This window comes from Geobacter sp. AOG1, from assembly GCF_019972315.1.
GTDB lineage: Bacteria > Desulfobacterota > Desulfuromonadia > Geobacterales > Geobacteraceae > Geomobilimonas.
Window position 1 is genome coordinate 550,631 of record NZ_BLIZ01000001.1, and the last position, 14,151, is coordinate 564,781.

Here is a 14,151-nt window from a genome sequence, read left to right on the forward strand (position 1 = left end):
CAACTTATGAACTTCGAACGTGGAACGCTGAACGGGTTTTCACCCTTTGAGTTTCGTCAGCAGCAGGTCGTTCACCACCGCCGGGTTCGCCTTCCCCTTGGAGGCCCGCATCACCTGGCCGACGAAGAAGCCAAAGACCTTCTCCTTGCCGCCGCGGAACTCCTCCACCTGTCCCTGGTTGGCGGCGAGGATTTCGTCGATGAGCCGTTCGATTTCCCCCGTGTCCGAGACCTGGACGAGCCCTTTCTCCTCCACGATGGCCGCCGGCGCCTTTCCCGTCTGCCACATCTCCTCGAAGACGGTCTTGGCGATCTTGTTGGAAATCGTTCCCGTGTCGATGAGCTTCAGAAGCTCAGCCAGCAGGTCAGGTGTCACGGGACAGGCGGTGATGGCGAGTCCGCTGTCGTTCAAGCCGCGGGTCACCTCCCCCATCACCCAGTTGGCCACCGGCTTCGCCTGGGGATAGCGGCTGAGGCACGCCTCGAAGTAATCGGCCAGTTCCCGGGTGGCGGTCAGCACCTCCGCGTCGTAGAAGGGAAGCCCCAGTTCCGCTTGGTAGCGCTGCAGCCGGGCAGCGGGAAGCTCGGGGAGGGAGAGGCGGACGTCCTCCACCCAGTCGTCGGAGATGACCAGCGGCACCAGGTCCGGGTCGGGGAAGTAGCGGTAGTCGTGGGCCTCCTCCTTGCCGCGCATGGAGCGGGTGGTGCCGCTGTTCGGGTCGAACAGCCGCGTCTCCTGCACCACCTTACCCCCCTCCTCGATCAGCTCGATCTGCCGCTCGATCTCGTATTCAATCGCCTGCTTGACGAATTTGAAGGAGTTGACATTCTTGATTTCCGCCCGGGTCCCGAATGTAGCGGACCCCACCGGCATCACGGAGACGTTGGCGTCACAGCGGAAGCTCCCCTCCTCCATGTTGCCGTCGCAGATCCCGAGATAGACCACGATCTGGTGGAGCTTTTTCAGGTAGGCCACCGCCTCGTCGGCGCTCCGCAGGTCCGGCTCGGAGACCACCTCCAGGAGCGGCGTGCATGCGCGGTTCAGGTCCACGCAGGAGTCGTCCCCCACGCCGGGGATGTCCGCATGGACCAGCTTCCCCGCGTCCTCCTCCATGTGGATGCGGGTGATACCTATTCTCTTCGCCTCACCCTCCACCTCGATGTCCAGGTGGCCGTTGATGCAGATGGGAAGTTCGTACTGGCTGATCTGGTACCCCTTGGGGAGGTCGGGATAGAAATAGTTCTTCCGGGCAAAGACGCTCCGGGGCGCGATGGAGTGGTTCGTGGCAAGCCCCGCCCGGATGGCGTACTCCACCACCTTCTTGTTCAGCACCGGCAGAGCCCCGGGAAGCCCCAGGCAGACCGGGCAGGTCTGGGAGTTGGGAGCAGCGCCGAATTTTGTCGAGCAGCCGCAGAAGATCTTGCTGTTGGTGAGAAGCTGGACGTGGACTTCGAGACCGATGACGGCTTGGAATTTCATTCTGATTCTCCGGTAAATTGAATGTAGGGGCGATCCTTGTGATCGCCCGACCTCAGGGCGAATACAAGATTCGCCCCTACCGGTAATTAAATTTTTGCCTTCTGTTTATGCCAGTCAGTCGCCTGCTCGAAGGCGTAGGCTGCCTTGATAATGCTCTCCTCGCCAAAGGGACGGCCGATAAGCTGGAGGCCGATGGGGAGACCCGACTGGCTCAGCCCTGCCGGGACAGAGACGGCGCAGGTCCCCGCCAGGTTGACCGGGATGGTGAAGATGTCCGAGAGGTACATCTGGAGCGGGTCGTTCACCTTTTCGCCGATGCGGAAGGCGGGGGTCGGTGCCACGGGGGTGAGGATGACGTCCACCGTCTCGAAGGCCTTGAGGAAGTCATGCATGATGAGGGTGCGGACCTTCTGGGCCTTCAGGTAATAGGCGTCATAGTAGCCCGACGACAGGGCGTAGGTGCCAAGCATGATCCGCCGCTTCACTTCGGCGCCAAACCCCTCGGCGCGGCTCTTGCTGTACATGTCGAGGAGGCCCCCCTCTTCCGGACTCCGGTGGCCGAAGCGGACCCCGTCGTAGCGGGCCAGGTTGGAGCTTGCCTCGGCAGTGGCGATGAGGTAGTAGGTCGCCACGGCGTAATCGGTGTGGGAGAGGGAGATGTCCACGAACTCGGCGCCAAGCTGCCGATAGGTCGCGATGGCGGCGTCCATGGCCTTCTTAACGTCGGCGTCCAGCCCCGGTATGTGGTACTCCCGGGGGAGTCCCACCTTCAGCCCTTTCACCTCGGGGACGAGGGCTTTCGTGTAGTCGGGAACCGGCCGGTCGACGCTGGTGGAGTCCTTCGGGTCGTGGCCGGCCACCGCACCGAGCATGATGGCGGCATCCCGCACGTCCCGGGTCACCGGGCCCACCTGGTCCAGAGATGAGGCGTAGGCGATGACGCCGTAGCGGGAGACCCGGCCGTAGGTCGGCTTGAGCCCTACGCAGCCGCAGTGGGAGGCAGGCTGACGGATGGAGCCACCGGTGTCCGTGCCCAGCGTCGCCGTCGCCTGCCGGGCGGCGATGGCTGCGGCGGAACCGCCGGAGGAGCCGCCGGGGATGCAGGCCAGGTCCCACGGGTTTTTCGTGGAGCCGAAGGCGCTCGACTCGCAGGAGGAACCCATGGCGAATTCGTCCTGGTTCAGCTTTCCGACGAGCACCGCTCCCCGCTCCCGGAGCCTTTCCCAGCTTGTGGCGTCGTAGGGAGGAACGAAGTTGGCGAGGATCTTCGAGCCGCAGGTGGTCTTCACCCCTTTGGTAAGGAAGATGTCCTTGAGCGCCACGGGAATACCGGTCAGGACATCCATGGTCCCGGCGGCGATCCGTTTGTCCGCCTCGCGGGCGGCAGCCAGAGCCTCGTCGGCCGTCACGGTGATGAAGGCGCCGACCTTCTGGTCAGTCGCCTCGATCCGGGCGAGGAGCGCGTTCGTCGCCTCGACGGAGGAGACCTCCTTCCTCTTCAGCTTCTCGTGCAGCTCGTGCAATGTCAATTCGTGCAATTCCATATCAAAATCTCCAGAAGCAGATGGGACGCGGATCAAAGCGAAAAAAACCGGATTGGTTCCGAAAAAATCCGCCGTTTTCAGATGGTTTCGTCTTTTCCGCGTTCCATTGTTTGTATTATTCAATCACCTTCGGCACCCGGAAGAACCCTTCAACCCGTGACGGCGCGTTGGCCAGGGCGTTGTCGATGCCGATGGACGGGGTCGCCACATCCTCCCGGAAGGAGTTCTCCATGGGGACGGCATGGGCTGTCGGGACAATGCCAGCGGTGTCCAGCTCGTTCAGTTTGTCCACATAGGCAAGGATGGCGTCCATCTGGCCGGTGAAGGTAGCCGCTTCCTCGTCGGTCAGTTCCAGACGGGCCAGTTTCGCCACGTGTTCCACGTCGGCGCGGGTTATTTTCATGGGGGTCTCCAATGGGGGGGAAAATCGTAACAGAGGGGTGTATTTTTAGCATGAAAGGGGGGAAAAGGCAACGCGTTCAAAGTTCAAAGTTCCGGGTTCAAGGTTTGCTTTTAACTTCGAACATTGAACGTTGAACCTTGAACGGTCGTCATACCCTTTCCAGTCCGGCGAAGCGGACGAGGAGCTTTTTGGGGCCGACGGAGTTGAACCAGACGATCACCTTCTGCTCGTCGCCGCGCCCTTCGACCTTCCGGATGACGCCGACCCCGAACTTGCCGTGGCGCACCTTCATTCCGAGCCAGACCCCTTCCTCAGGCTCGTCGTCGGGTACCATCCGCACCTCGTTGTCCAGTTCCGGTGCCAGCTCCGCCTCGAACACCGCCGCCAGATTGTGCCCGACCGGCTCCCTACTTGCGGCACTCGGTTTTGCATGGATCCCGAGTCCCGAGTCCCGAGTCCCGAGTCCCGAAAAAGCAGGTTGAAACTCCTCCTCCAAATCCAGCAGCTCCCGCGGAATATCGTCCAGAAACCGGGAGGGAGGATTGTACTGCTCCTGGCCGAATATCCGCCGCCGCCGGGCGTTGGAAAGGAAGAGCCGTTCCCGCGCCCTCGTCATCCCCACGTAGCAGAGGCGGCGCTCCTCCTCCATCTGCTCGGGGTCGTCCAGCGCCCGGACGTGGGGGAAGAGCCGCTCCTCCATGCCGATGATGAAGACCAGCGGAAACTCCAGCCCCTTGGCCGAGTGGAGGGTCATGAGGGTCGCCGACTCCTGTCCCTTCTCCCCACGTTCCAGGTCAGAAATGAGGGCAACTTGCTCCAGGAAGGCGGCAAGAGACTTCTCCTCGCTCGTCCGCTCGAATTCAGTCAGGGCCGATACAAGCTCCTGAAGGTTGGCGAGCCGGTCCTCCGCTTCGTCGCTTCGCTCCTCCTGGAGTTTGGTGGCGTACCCCGTATCCTGGATGATTCTCGTTGCCAGATCGGCCAGGGAGAGGGTGGCGACCAGGCCCTGGAACCGCTCCAGTAAATCGACGAAGCTGGCGATCTTCCCCCGGGGGCCGCTGGCCAGAAGCCCGCCCGCGGCCGCCTCCTGGAGGGCATCGTAAAAGATGAGCCCCCTGCGGGCCGCCATCTCCGCGATCTTGTCCACGGTGGCGGCGCCGATCCCCCGCGCCGGGGTGTTGATGATCCGCTTCAGGGCGATCTCATCGGCAGGATTGACGAGCACCTTCAGGTAGGCGAGGATGTCCTTGATCTCCAGCCGCTCGTAGAACCTCATCCCCCCCACCATGTGATAGGGAATGCCGTCGGCCACCATGGCATCCTCCACCACGCGGGACTGGGCATTGGTCCGGTAGAAAACCGCCACTCCCCGCAGGTCGCCCCCCTGGCGCACGTACTGTTCAATCTCCCGGCAGACGAAACGCGCCTCCCCCCGCTCGTCCTCCAGCCGACGGCAGACGATCCGTTCACCCTCCGGATTATCGGTCCAGAGGGTCTTGGGCTTGCGCCCCCGGTTCCGGGCAACCACCTTGCCGGCGGCGGCGAGGATGGTCCGGGTGGAGCGGTAGTTCTGCTCCAGCTTCACCACCTTCACACCGGGAAAGTCCTTTTCGAAGTCGAGGATGTTCCGGATGTCGGCCCCCCGCCAGCGGTAGATGGACTGGTCGTCGTCACCCACCACGCAGAGGTTGCGCCGTTCCCCCGCCAGCAGACGCACGAGCCGGTACTGGACCGGGTTGGTATCCTGGTATTCGTCCACCAGGATCCAGCGGTACCGGTCCCGGTACCGCGCCAGCACGTCCGGATGCTCGTCGAAGAGGCGTACCGTCAGGAGCACCAAGTCGCCGAAGTCGAGGGCGTTGCACTTCCGAAGCCGTTCCTGGTAGGCACCATAGACCTTGGCCAGCTTCTCCGCGTAGAGATCGCCGGAAGGAACATCCTCGGGGAGTTGGCCGGCATTCTTGCAGTCGTCGATGGCGGCGGAGAGGGTTTTGACCGGGAACCGCTTGTCATCGAGCCCCATCTGGGCAACGATCTCTTTGAGAAGCTTCTCGCTGTCCTTGTCGTCGTAAATGGCAAAGCTGCTGTCGTAGCCGAGATGGTGGATTTCCCGGCGCAGGATGCGGGCACAGGCGGAGTGGAAGGTGGAGATGAGGGGAAGTTCGCCGCCCCCCAGAAGCCGCTCCACCCGCTCCCTCATCTCCCCCGCCGCCTTGTTGGTGAAGGTGACCGCCAGGATCTGCCAGGGAGGGATGCCGCGTTCGGTGACCAGGTGAACGATCCGGTGGACAATCACCCGGGTCTTGCCGGAGCCGGCCCCCGCCAGGATCAGGAGCGGCCCCTCACCGTGGAGGACCGCCTCCTTCTGGGGGGGATTGAGATTATGGAGGAGTTTCATCAGACGTCCTTCAGGGGTATCGGTACGTAGGCGGAAATGGGAAACTAACTGTAAGATTTTTGCGGTGGCAAGGCAAGGCCTTTTCTGTGTTCCGGCAAAGACGGTCTGATCCCGGTATCGCGGCTCAAGACAGAAAGGAAACAGGGGAAAATGGCGATACCGGCAACAGCCAGACGCAGGGCACCATCCCGTAGTTCCAGGACAGGCAGAGTCGGCGGTAGCCGGAGAAGAGCAGTGCTTCATCGCCGCACTGCAGGATGATCGGCGCCGGGAGTGTCAGTGTGCCGAGGCGTTGCAGCGACTCCTCCATCAGAGAATAGTTTCTGCGGTAGCCCCGTTTGGCCTTGGCCAGATAGCGGGCATAGTCGTCGTAGCTACTATAGGAAAGCTCTACCGGCACCCCATTGATCAGGCCCGCGCGGGGATAGGCCACCAGTCGCCCGGCATCAAAACCGGACAGAATTTGGTCCCAGCCAATGTTGTGGCGCAGGTAGAAGCCCTGTTTTTCGGGGTGATTTGAAAACTCCCACCGTTCGGAGGCAATGTCCGGTTTAACCCACTCAATAGTAAGATTTGAGGTAGAAAGCATCTCAGTTTGCCTTTGTACAACGTTGTTTTCCAGCTATATATGGGTGTTCCTTTAAAATAAACAACTGGTGGTTGCTCTTTGCTCGACTGATCAATCCGAACAAAAGCCTCTGTATCTTTTCCTCAAGCTTGCAATCTTGGGCAACCCCCTCCCGCAATCTTTTTCGCTCCTGACTCACGGCGCTGTAGTCGGCCAGAACAATAAGCATAGTCGATCATGCTTTCCCGCTTGTGCTTATCAAAGATAGCCGAGGAGGCTGCTCCAGGGATAATGAAGAAGCTTCTACCCCTCTTTCCCTTCCCGGAGTTATACTATAACTAAAGAAACAAATATACGATTTAGGTCTGCGGTTTGCACAACCGGGATACGCGGGAAAGAGGGGTAGATTCACGTATCCGCCCGAAAGGGGGAGCAGATATGAAAGCACGGTCGTTAAGAAGTCTATGTATCTTCATTTTCAGCCTGATGCTTGCCTCCATACCGATAATGGCATGGGCAGACGCTGGACAGACAAAAGCCACCCCGCCCCCAGTCACCCAACCCTTAACAAGTGAAGGCATTTTGGCAGTGAATCTGGTGGCAGCGCTGGGGGTAAGCTCCACTAACGACGTTATCGAAGCGGAGACCGCGCTGGGAGACATCGGTATTACACCACGTAATGGCTGGATTGCTGACTACCCCGTGACGCCCGATATCGTAACAGAAGTGCGGCAATCGATTGCGACTGCGGCTGAGAGCAAGACGCTGTCATACTCGCGGGAAGACGCCCTGAAACGGTTCGACGAAACCATCACCGGCATTGGGTTGATGGTGAGACCATACAGTGGCGAATCCGCCATGGATAATCCGGTCAACTGCGAAACCTATCCGAATCCGGCAACGATCATCACTACCTATAACGCCGAAGGGCCGCCGATCGTCACGTATTATTGCCCGCCAGCGGATTATTACGCTCTGTATGCCTGGGTGCCCTACCCGTTCTGGTGGAGTGATTTCTGGTTCCCTGGCTTCTTCATTCTGCGGGATTTCCATAGACACGTATTCATCCATAACCACTTCGTGCTTTTTTCCAACCACTTCAACGACATCAGGCGGCACCACGTGTTTCGGATTGACGCTGTGGATAGATTCCGTGGCAGAACTTTCGCAGGGATTGGGGTAAAAAATTCTCGTAACTTCATTTCAACAGGGGTACCGCGTAGCGAACGGACTATTTTCAATCCTCCGCGCGGAATGATAATCCGTTCGGGTCCTGCCACAAGAGGGCCTATGCCAATGAGCGCGCCTACTATGCGAGGCGGTGGTGGCAGCAGAAGGTAGCAGTCACGGAGACATTACCGGCTACCTGCCTCTCCGCAAAGAGGAAAAATCGAGGTGAAGGTGAATCTCGCAAATATGAAAAGGCTGCCAGCGATCTGGCAGCCTTTTCAGTATTTAACTTTATATCCAGTATCCGACTTCATTTTTCAGTCTACGACTTTATTATTATTTTTCCTGAGTAGGTGCGACTACTCCACCGTCACACTCTTAGCCAGGTTGCGCGGCTGATCCACGTCGGTCCCCTTGAGGACGGCCACGTGATAGGCGAGGAGCTGGAGCGGAATCGACAGGAGGATAGGGGTCAGGTCCTCACCGGCGGAGGGAACTTCGAGGACTTCTTCGGCCTTTGCCCTGATCTCCACATCACCCTTCGAGCAGATGGCAATCACGCGCCCCCCCCGGGCAATGACCTCTTCCATGTTGGAGACCACCTTTTCGTAGGTACTGTTCTTCGGGACCAGCATCACTACCGGCATCTCCTCGTCGATGAGTGCGATGGGTCCGTGCTTCATCTCGCCGGCGGGATACCCCTCGGCGTGGATGTAGGAAATCTCCTTGAGCTTGAGCGCACCCTCGAGGGCAATGGGATAGTTGTTGCCGCGGCCGAGATAGAGGAAATCGCGGGCGTTCATGTAGCGCTTGGCAACCTTCTCCACCTCCGGATTCAGTTCCAGCGACTTTTCCAGCAGCCCGGGAACCTTGACCAGCGACGCGATCATCGACTGCCCCTTTCCCTTGTCGATCCGGCCGATTGAGCGCCCGAATTTTATGGTGAACAGGTAGAGGGCGACGAGTTGGGTCACGAACGCCTTGGTCGATGCCACACCGATCTCCGGCCCTGCGTGGGTATAGAGGACGCCGTGGGCCTCGCGGGCAATGGAGGAATCGACCACGTTGCAGATGGCGGCGGTCTTCGCCCCCAGGTTCTTGGCCTCGCGGAGTGCTGCCAGAGTGTCGGCGGTCTCCCCCGACTGGGAGATGACAAGGAGCAAGGTCTTCCCGTCGATGACCGGCTTGCGGTAGCGGAATTCCGAGGCGATATCAACTTCCACGGGGATGCGGCAGTGCTCCTCGATCAGGAACTTGCCGACCAGGGCCGAATGCCACGAGGTACCGCAGGCGACGATGCAGACTCTGGCAACATCCTTCAGCTCGGCGGCGGAGAGCTTCATCTCTTCCAGCAGCACGTCCCCCTCTTCCTCGAGGAGTCGGCCGGTTATGGTGTCCTGCACCGCCCGGGGCTGCTCGAAGATCTCCTTGAGCATGAAGTGCTTGTAGCCACCCTTTTCCGCCATGAGGGGGGACCAGTCGATGTGGCGCGGCTTCTTGGCGAGCGGTTCCCCGGCCACGGTGGAAAAGGCGGGTGTGCCGTCGCGGAAGATGGCCATTTCACCGTCTTCCATGAAGACCATCTCCCGGGTATGGGCAAGGATGGCTGGGATGTCCGAGGCGACGAAGTACTCCCCCTCTCCGAGCCCGACCACCATGGGGGAACCCTGTTTGGCGGCGATGAGGGTCCCCGGCTCCTTTTCGCAGAGGATGCAGACCGCGTAGGCACCCCTGAGCTCCTGGAGAGCCCGGCGGGCGGCCGTTTCGAAGTTGCCGCTCTCCTTCAGCCGCTCGTCGATGAGGTGGGAGATCACCTCCGTATCGGTCTCGCTCCGGAACTCGTGTCCGAGCCCCTTGAGCATCTCTTTCAGCTGCAGGTAGTTCTCGATGATGCCGTTGTGGACGACGATGATGGCGCCGGCCTGGTGGGGGTGGGCGTTGATCTCGGAGGGACGGCCGTGGGTGGCCCAGCGGGTGTGGCCGATGCCGATGGAACCGGCCAGGGGTTTCGCCATGATCAGCCGCTCCAGGTTGACGAGCTTTCCCTCGCTGCGCCGGATATCGGCCTGACCGGCCGTGAGAAGGCATATTCCCGCCGAGTCATACCCCCGGTACTCCAGTTTTTTAAGACCTTCCAGTATGATCGGGGTCGCTTCCTGCTCCCCTATGTAGCCGACGATTCCGCACATAATAAACTCCGTTCGAAGTTCAAGGTTCAAGGTTCGAGGTTCAAGGTTATGCCGTTGAACGTTGAACATTGAACAGATTCATTTTTTCTTCAACTTCCATCCTTCTTTGTTGACCTGGGGGGTCCGGGCGATGGCCAGGGAGTCAGGAGGAACGTCCCGGGTCACGGTAGTGCCGGCGGCGATGAGGGAATTGCGGCCGATGGTGACCGGCGCCACGAACTGGACGTCGCTCCCGACGAAGACGTCGTCCCCGATCACCGTCCGGTGCTTGTTCACCCCGTCGTAGTTGCAGGTGATGGTCCCGCAGCCGACGTTGACGTTACTCCCGATGGTGGCGTCCCCCAGGTACGTGAGGTGGGAGGCCTTGGACCCCTCCCCCATGACGATTTTCTTGGTCTCCACGAAATTACCGATCTTGACGTGCGCCATGAGTTCGGTACCGGGGCGGAGATGAGCCATGGGGCCGACCGCCACCTCGTCGTGGAGGACAGAGTCTGTCATGACGGAACCCGCCTTGACGTGGACACCGTTGCCGAGCCGGCACCCCCTGATCACCGCGTTCGACTCGATGGTGCAGCCGCTACCGACCTCCGTCGCACCGCCGATCTGCACGCCGGGATGGATGACCGTATCCCGGCCGACCCGCACCCCCGGCTCGATGTAGGTAGCAGCGGGATCGACGATGGTCACCCCTTCCAGCATCAGTGCCTCGTTAATCCGCATCTGGAGAGTCTTCCCGGCCGCAGCCAGTTGCACCCGGTCGTTCACTCCCATCACCTCCGCCGGATCGTCCACTTGCAGGGAATAGCAATGGAGGCCGCGGTCGGCGGCCATCCTGATGATATCGGTCAGGTAGTATTCCCCCTGGGCATTGTCGTTGGAAAGGGCGGCAACCGCATCGAAGAGAAAGTCGCCGTTCACGCAGTAGATGCCCGAATTTATCTCCCGGATGCTCCGCTCCTCCAAAGAGGCGTCTTTCTCCTCCACGATACGGAGGATTCGCCCCCCCTCCCGCTTGACCACCCGGCCGTAGCCGGTCGGTTCGTCGAGGTGGGCGGTCAGGACCGTCACCACTGCCTGCCGCTCTTCGTGCCGGTCAAGAAGCTCGACCAGGGTTTTCTCCCGGATGAGCGGCACATCGCCGCAAAGGATGAGAACCCTGCCGCTGAACCCCGCCAGAGCCCCTGCTGCACAAGCGACGGCATGACCGGTGCCGAGCTGCTCCTCCTGCACCACGAAGGCCACATCCGCTGCGCCGGCAAAATGGTCCAGGACCTTGTCCGACTGGTGACCAACCACCAGCACGAGCCGGTCCGCACCGGCGGCACATGCCGCCGCCACCGGGTAATCGACCATGGGGCAGCCGGCCAGGGGGTGCATGACCTTGACCAGGTCAGATTTCATCCGTGTTCCCTTGCCTGCCGCCAGGACCAGTGCCGCGATATCCGCCATGGATAACACTCCTTTTCTTTGCGGAAAATTGGTCTACTTTAAACGAAGGAGCTCTGCCAAGTCAAGGGAATCCGGGCTTCTTGCACGCTAACTGGCCAAGACAGCGAACCTTTTTACCCTTTACCACGCAGGAACGTTCTGCTATAGTTCCGCCAGGAGAAACTGCATGGGCATTCCGGAAGATATCGCCCGGTTCGAACAGGACCTTGGGGAGCTGATCATAAAATACGAGCAGTATTTTCTCGGCCTGGAAAAGCGTGAACCGCTCAAACTCTTGCAGGCGGTGGAAAAGGCCTCCCGGAAGCATACCCCCGCCAATATCGTCAATACGATGCACAAGTTCAAGTACAACACCCTGATTGCCCGGTTCAACAGCTACCGTCAGCACTGGAACCGGATCGTCCGCCTCATGGAAGAGGGGAAATACTCCCGGGACCAGTTCAAGATGAAACTGCACCAGCAGGGAGGAGACAACGGCCGGCACCACCCTCACGAAGCCGAGGGTAGCCCGGAAGCTGAGCGTCTCTACCAGCAGTACATCGAGGCCCGCAAGGCCTGCCACCTCCCGACCGGCACCATTACACTCGACCTCATCTCTTCCACCATCGCGAAACAAAAGCCGCTGCTTACCGAGAAATACCACTGCGAGCAGGTTGAATTCAGGGTCGTCATCGAAGACGGCAAGCCGAAGATCAAAGCCCGGCCGAAAAAATAACCGACCGACCCACTAATTCTTCCATCCGGCAAGAACGCCACGTCAGACTGAAGCCATTGGCACAAGGCACACCGTGAATGTAATTCTCACCGCCATCCATCCCTACTCTTCGCCCCAGGCGATCCCCCTCGCCAACGGCTATCTCAAGGCAAGCCTGGCGGCTGACGAAGAATTGGCAAACCGTGTCAGAATCACGCTGCACGACTTTTTCGTCGGTGATCAGGCATCCACCTGTGCGGCCAGGATTCTGGCTGCCAAACCGGACGCCGTAGGATTCTCGATCTACCTCTGGAACCGCCGGGCGTGCCTGGAGGTGGCCCGCCTGTTGAGGGAAGCACGACCCGAATTGACACTATTTGCCGGTGGCCCCGAACCGACTGCTGCACCGGAAGGGATGCTGGCAGATTTCCCTTTTGACTTCCTGATCCTGGGTGAAGGAGAGCACACCTTTGTCGAAGCGATGGGAAAACTTTCCGCCGGCGGCCTGGTCCGGGATATCAAGGGCATTGCCGTTCTCGATGATGGGCGGGTACTGCGGCAACCACGGCCCCCCATTCCCTTTCTCGACACCCTCCCCTCCCCCTATCTTAATGGTCAGTTCGATATAAAGCCGGGAGGGGGTGCCCTCTGGCAGCTGTCACGGGGATGCAGCTTCGGCTGCGACTTCTGCTTTGACTACCAGGGAGCGGAGGGGGTGCGGCGCTTCGGCATGGAACGGGTCAGCCAGGAGCTCGACTGGTTCGTACAACACAGGGTTGCCCAGGTCTTTGTCCTCGATTCCACCTTCAACCGCGACCTCCCCCTCGCCAAGGCGATCCTTCGCCTCATACGAAAGGTAGCGCCCCACATCCATTTCCATTTCGAGGTCCGAAGCGAATTTATCGACGCCGAACTGGCGCGACTCTTCAGCACCATTACCTGCTCGCTACAGATAGGACTGCAGAGCGCACACCCTTCAGTACTCAAGGGGCTCAGGCGGTCACTGGATCCGGCCGATTTCAGCGCCCGGGCAGACCTCCTGAACCAATCGGGAGCCATATTCGGATTCGATCTCATGTACGGCCTTCCGGGCGACACCCTTGCGGGCTTCGAACAGAGTCTCGATTTTGCCCTCGGACTTTATCCGAACCATCTGGATATTTTCCCCCTGGCGGTCCTCCCCGGCACCCCCTTGGCCGGCCGTGCCTCGTCACTGGGCCTCGACTACCTGCCAACACCACCCTACACGGTGCTCGCTTCGCCGAGTTTTCCGGCGAAGGCCATGGGAGAGGCAGCGACCCTGGCAACAGCCTGCGACATTTTCTACAGCCGGGGTAAAGCGGTGGCCTGGTTCACCGCCATCTGCAAAGGAGCCAAGCTGACTCCCGCCAAGCTGTTCAGGTCATTCGCCTGCTGGATGAAGACCAATATCGGGGGGGGGGAGAGCGAGGAGCATTTTGCTGATGACACCATCTGGCAGATGCAACGTGCCTTCCTTCACCATCTGTATAATGAAAAAAGGCAGGGGCGACTTCTTCCGGCCGCCCTCGACCTGGTCGACTACCACTATCACTTCGCAGCCGCCCTCATGGCATCACCCCCCGATATCCCCACGGACAGGAGCCTGGAACGACGGGAACTCCTGGACGAGCCCTTTTGTCTCGCTCCTTCCGCCCGTCTTGCCACCTTCAGCTATGAAATCTACGACTTTCTGGAAGCTGGTGAAATCGACCTCCGCGAGTTCACCGCCTGCTTCGCGCCGTCAGGGTCATGGGCAGTCATCTACCCCCGGGGGAACGAGGTCTTCACCGAATCCCTCATTGAGCCATATTTCCGTATACTGGCGAGCCTCGACGGGCGAACGCCGGTTGGACAGATAGCCGTAAGGCTCGGCATACCAGCCGCCGAGGCAAGAGAATTCATCGAATTCGCCGCCGCTGAAGGGATAGCAACGAGCAACTGTTCTTGGTAACCCACCCCCCTCCAACTGCCTAAACCGTATAAAAAAACTATACATTTTTGTTGCTTTTTCGCCCCGCCATGTATTACTATTTCACGGATTGACTTTCGTTCATGTGTTATTGTTTACTTTTATACCCATGTTTGAAAATTATCCTGCAATCGCAATGGCATAACCAGCTGCAATTAATAGTTAATTATCCATCAATACAATTGCAACAATGGCAATAATTTTTTAACGCAATATTATCAATATATCGTTTTATAATTTCCACAACAGACTAATACACAATAG

General features: G+C 59.6%; 10 protein-coding genes. 3 read left to right on the plus strand and 7 right to left on the minus strand.

Annotated elements, in window-relative coordinates; genetic code table 11:
* Nucleotides 1–39: 39 nt before the first annotated feature.
* The 5 genes from gatB to LDN04_RS02470 form a co-directional block, all read right to left on the minus strand.
* Nucleotides 40–1,479, minus strand: a complete 1,440-nt coding sequence (gatB, locus tag LDN04_RS02450) for an Asp-tRNA(Asn)/Glu-tRNA(Gln) amidotransferase subunit GatB (RefSeq protein WP_223905987.1) — start codon at nt 1,477–1,479, stop codon at nt 40–42.
* Between the two features lie 86 nt (nt 1,480–1,565).
* Nucleotides 1,566–3,023, minus strand: a complete 1,458-nt coding sequence (gene gatA / locus LDN04_RS02455) for an Asp-tRNA(Asn)/Glu-tRNA(Gln) amidotransferase subunit GatA (RefSeq protein ID WP_223905988.1) — start codon at nt 3,021–3,023, stop codon at nt 1,566–1,568.
* A 115-nt stretch (nt 3,024–3,138) separates the two neighbouring features.
* Complete coding sequence (gatC, locus tag LDN04_RS02460) at nt 3,139–3,426, minus strand: Asp-tRNA(Asn)/Glu-tRNA(Gln) amidotransferase subunit GatC (RefSeq protein ID WP_223905990.1); 288 nt, start codon at nt 3,424–3,426, stop codon at nt 3,139–3,141.
* A gap of 148 nt (nt 3,427–3,574) precedes the next feature.
* Nucleotides 3,575–5,824, minus strand: a complete 2,250-nt coding sequence (locus LDN04_RS02465) for an ATP-dependent helicase (protein ID WP_223905991.1) — start codon at nt 5,822–5,824, stop codon at nt 3,575–3,577.
* A gap of 124 nt (nt 5,825–5,948) precedes the next feature.
* Nucleotides 5,949–6,413 (minus strand): hypothetical protein, encoded by a 465-nt coding sequence (locus LDN04_RS02470; protein ID WP_223905993.1) that lies wholly within the window; start codon nt 6,411–6,413, stop codon nt 5,949–5,951.
* A 417-nt stretch (nt 6,414–6,830) separates the two neighbouring features.
* On the opposite strand from LDN04_RS02470, the gene LDN04_RS02475 reads away from it, so the two are divergent.
* Nucleotides 6,831–7,733 carry a hypothetical protein gene (locus tag LDN04_RS02475; RefSeq protein WP_223905994.1) on the plus strand — a complete coding sequence of 301 codons (903 nt, stop codon included), beginning with the start codon at nt 6,831–6,833 and terminating at the stop codon, nt 7,731–7,733.
* A gap of 188 nt (nt 7,734–7,921) precedes the next feature.
* Here LDN04_RS02475 and glmS read toward each other — a convergent pair whose 3' ends face one another.
* Together glmS and glmU are read right to left on the minus strand one after the other, a co-directional pair.
* Nucleotides 7,922–9,751 (minus strand): glutamine--fructose-6-phosphate transaminase (isomerizing), encoded by a 1,830-nt coding sequence (gene glmS, locus LDN04_RS02480; RefSeq protein ID WP_223905996.1) that lies wholly within the window; start codon nt 9,749–9,751, stop codon nt 7,922–7,924.
* 78 nt (nt 9,752–9,829) lie between these two features.
* Complete coding sequence (gene glmU / locus LDN04_RS02485) at nt 9,830–11,203, minus strand: bifunctional UDP-N-acetylglucosamine diphosphorylase/glucosamine-1-phosphate N-acetyltransferase GlmU (protein WP_223905998.1); 1,374 nt, start codon at nt 11,201–11,203, stop codon at nt 9,830–9,832.
* Nucleotides 11,204–11,369: 166 nt separating this feature from the next.
* Between glmU and LDN04_RS02490 the strand changes: the two genes are divergently transcribed.
* The gene (locus tag LDN04_RS02490; RefSeq protein WP_223906000.1) at nt 11,370–11,918 is read left to right on the plus strand and encodes an MXAN_5187 C-terminal domain-containing protein; all 549 of its coding nucleotides are present in this window, start codon (nt 11,370–11,372) and stop codon (nt 11,916–11,918) included.
* A 73-nt stretch (nt 11,919–11,991) separates the two neighbouring features.
* Nucleotides 11,992–13,869 carry a B12-binding domain-containing radical SAM protein gene (locus tag LDN04_RS02495; RefSeq protein ID WP_223906002.1) on the plus strand — a complete coding sequence of 626 codons (1,878 nt, stop codon included), beginning with the start codon at nt 11,992–11,994 and terminating at the stop codon, nt 13,867–13,869.
* Nucleotides 13,870–14,151 lie beyond the last annotated feature (282 nt).

Excerpts from the sequence above, each read along its gene's own strand:
- gatB (WP_223905987.1), bottom strand. The coding sequence starts at position 1,479 with ATGAAATTCCAAGCCGTCATCGGTCTCGAAGTCCACGTCCAGCTTCTC.
- gatA (WP_223905988.1), bottom strand. The coding sequence starts at position 3,023 with ATGGAATTGCACGAATTGACATTGCACGAGCTGCACGAGAAGCTGAAG.
- gatC (WP_223905990.1), bottom strand. The coding sequence starts at position 3,426 with ATGAAAATAACCCGCGCCGACGTGGAACACGTGGCGAAACTGGCCCGT.
- LDN04_RS02465 (WP_223905991.1), bottom strand. The coding sequence starts at position 5,824 with ATGAAACTCCTCCATAATCTCAATCCCCCCCAGAAGGAGGCGGTCCTC.
- LDN04_RS02470 (WP_223905993.1), bottom strand. The coding sequence starts at position 6,413 with ATGCTTTCTACCTCAAATCTTACTATTGAGTGGGTTAAACCGGACATT.
- LDN04_RS02475 (WP_223905994.1), top strand. The coding sequence starts at position 6,831 with ATGAAAGCACGGTCGTTAAGAAGTCTATGTATCTTCATTTTCAGCCTG.
- glmS (WP_223905996.1), bottom strand. The coding sequence starts at position 9,751 with ATGTGCGGAATCGTCGGCTACATAGGGGAGCAGGAAGCGACCCCGATC.
- glmU (WP_223905998.1), bottom strand. The coding sequence starts at position 11,203 with ATGGCGGATATCGCGGCACTGGTCCTGGCGGCAGGCAAGGGAACACGG.
- LDN04_RS02490 (WP_223906000.1), top strand. The coding sequence starts at position 11,370 with ATGGGCATTCCGGAAGATATCGCCCGGTTCGAACAGGACCTTGGGGAG.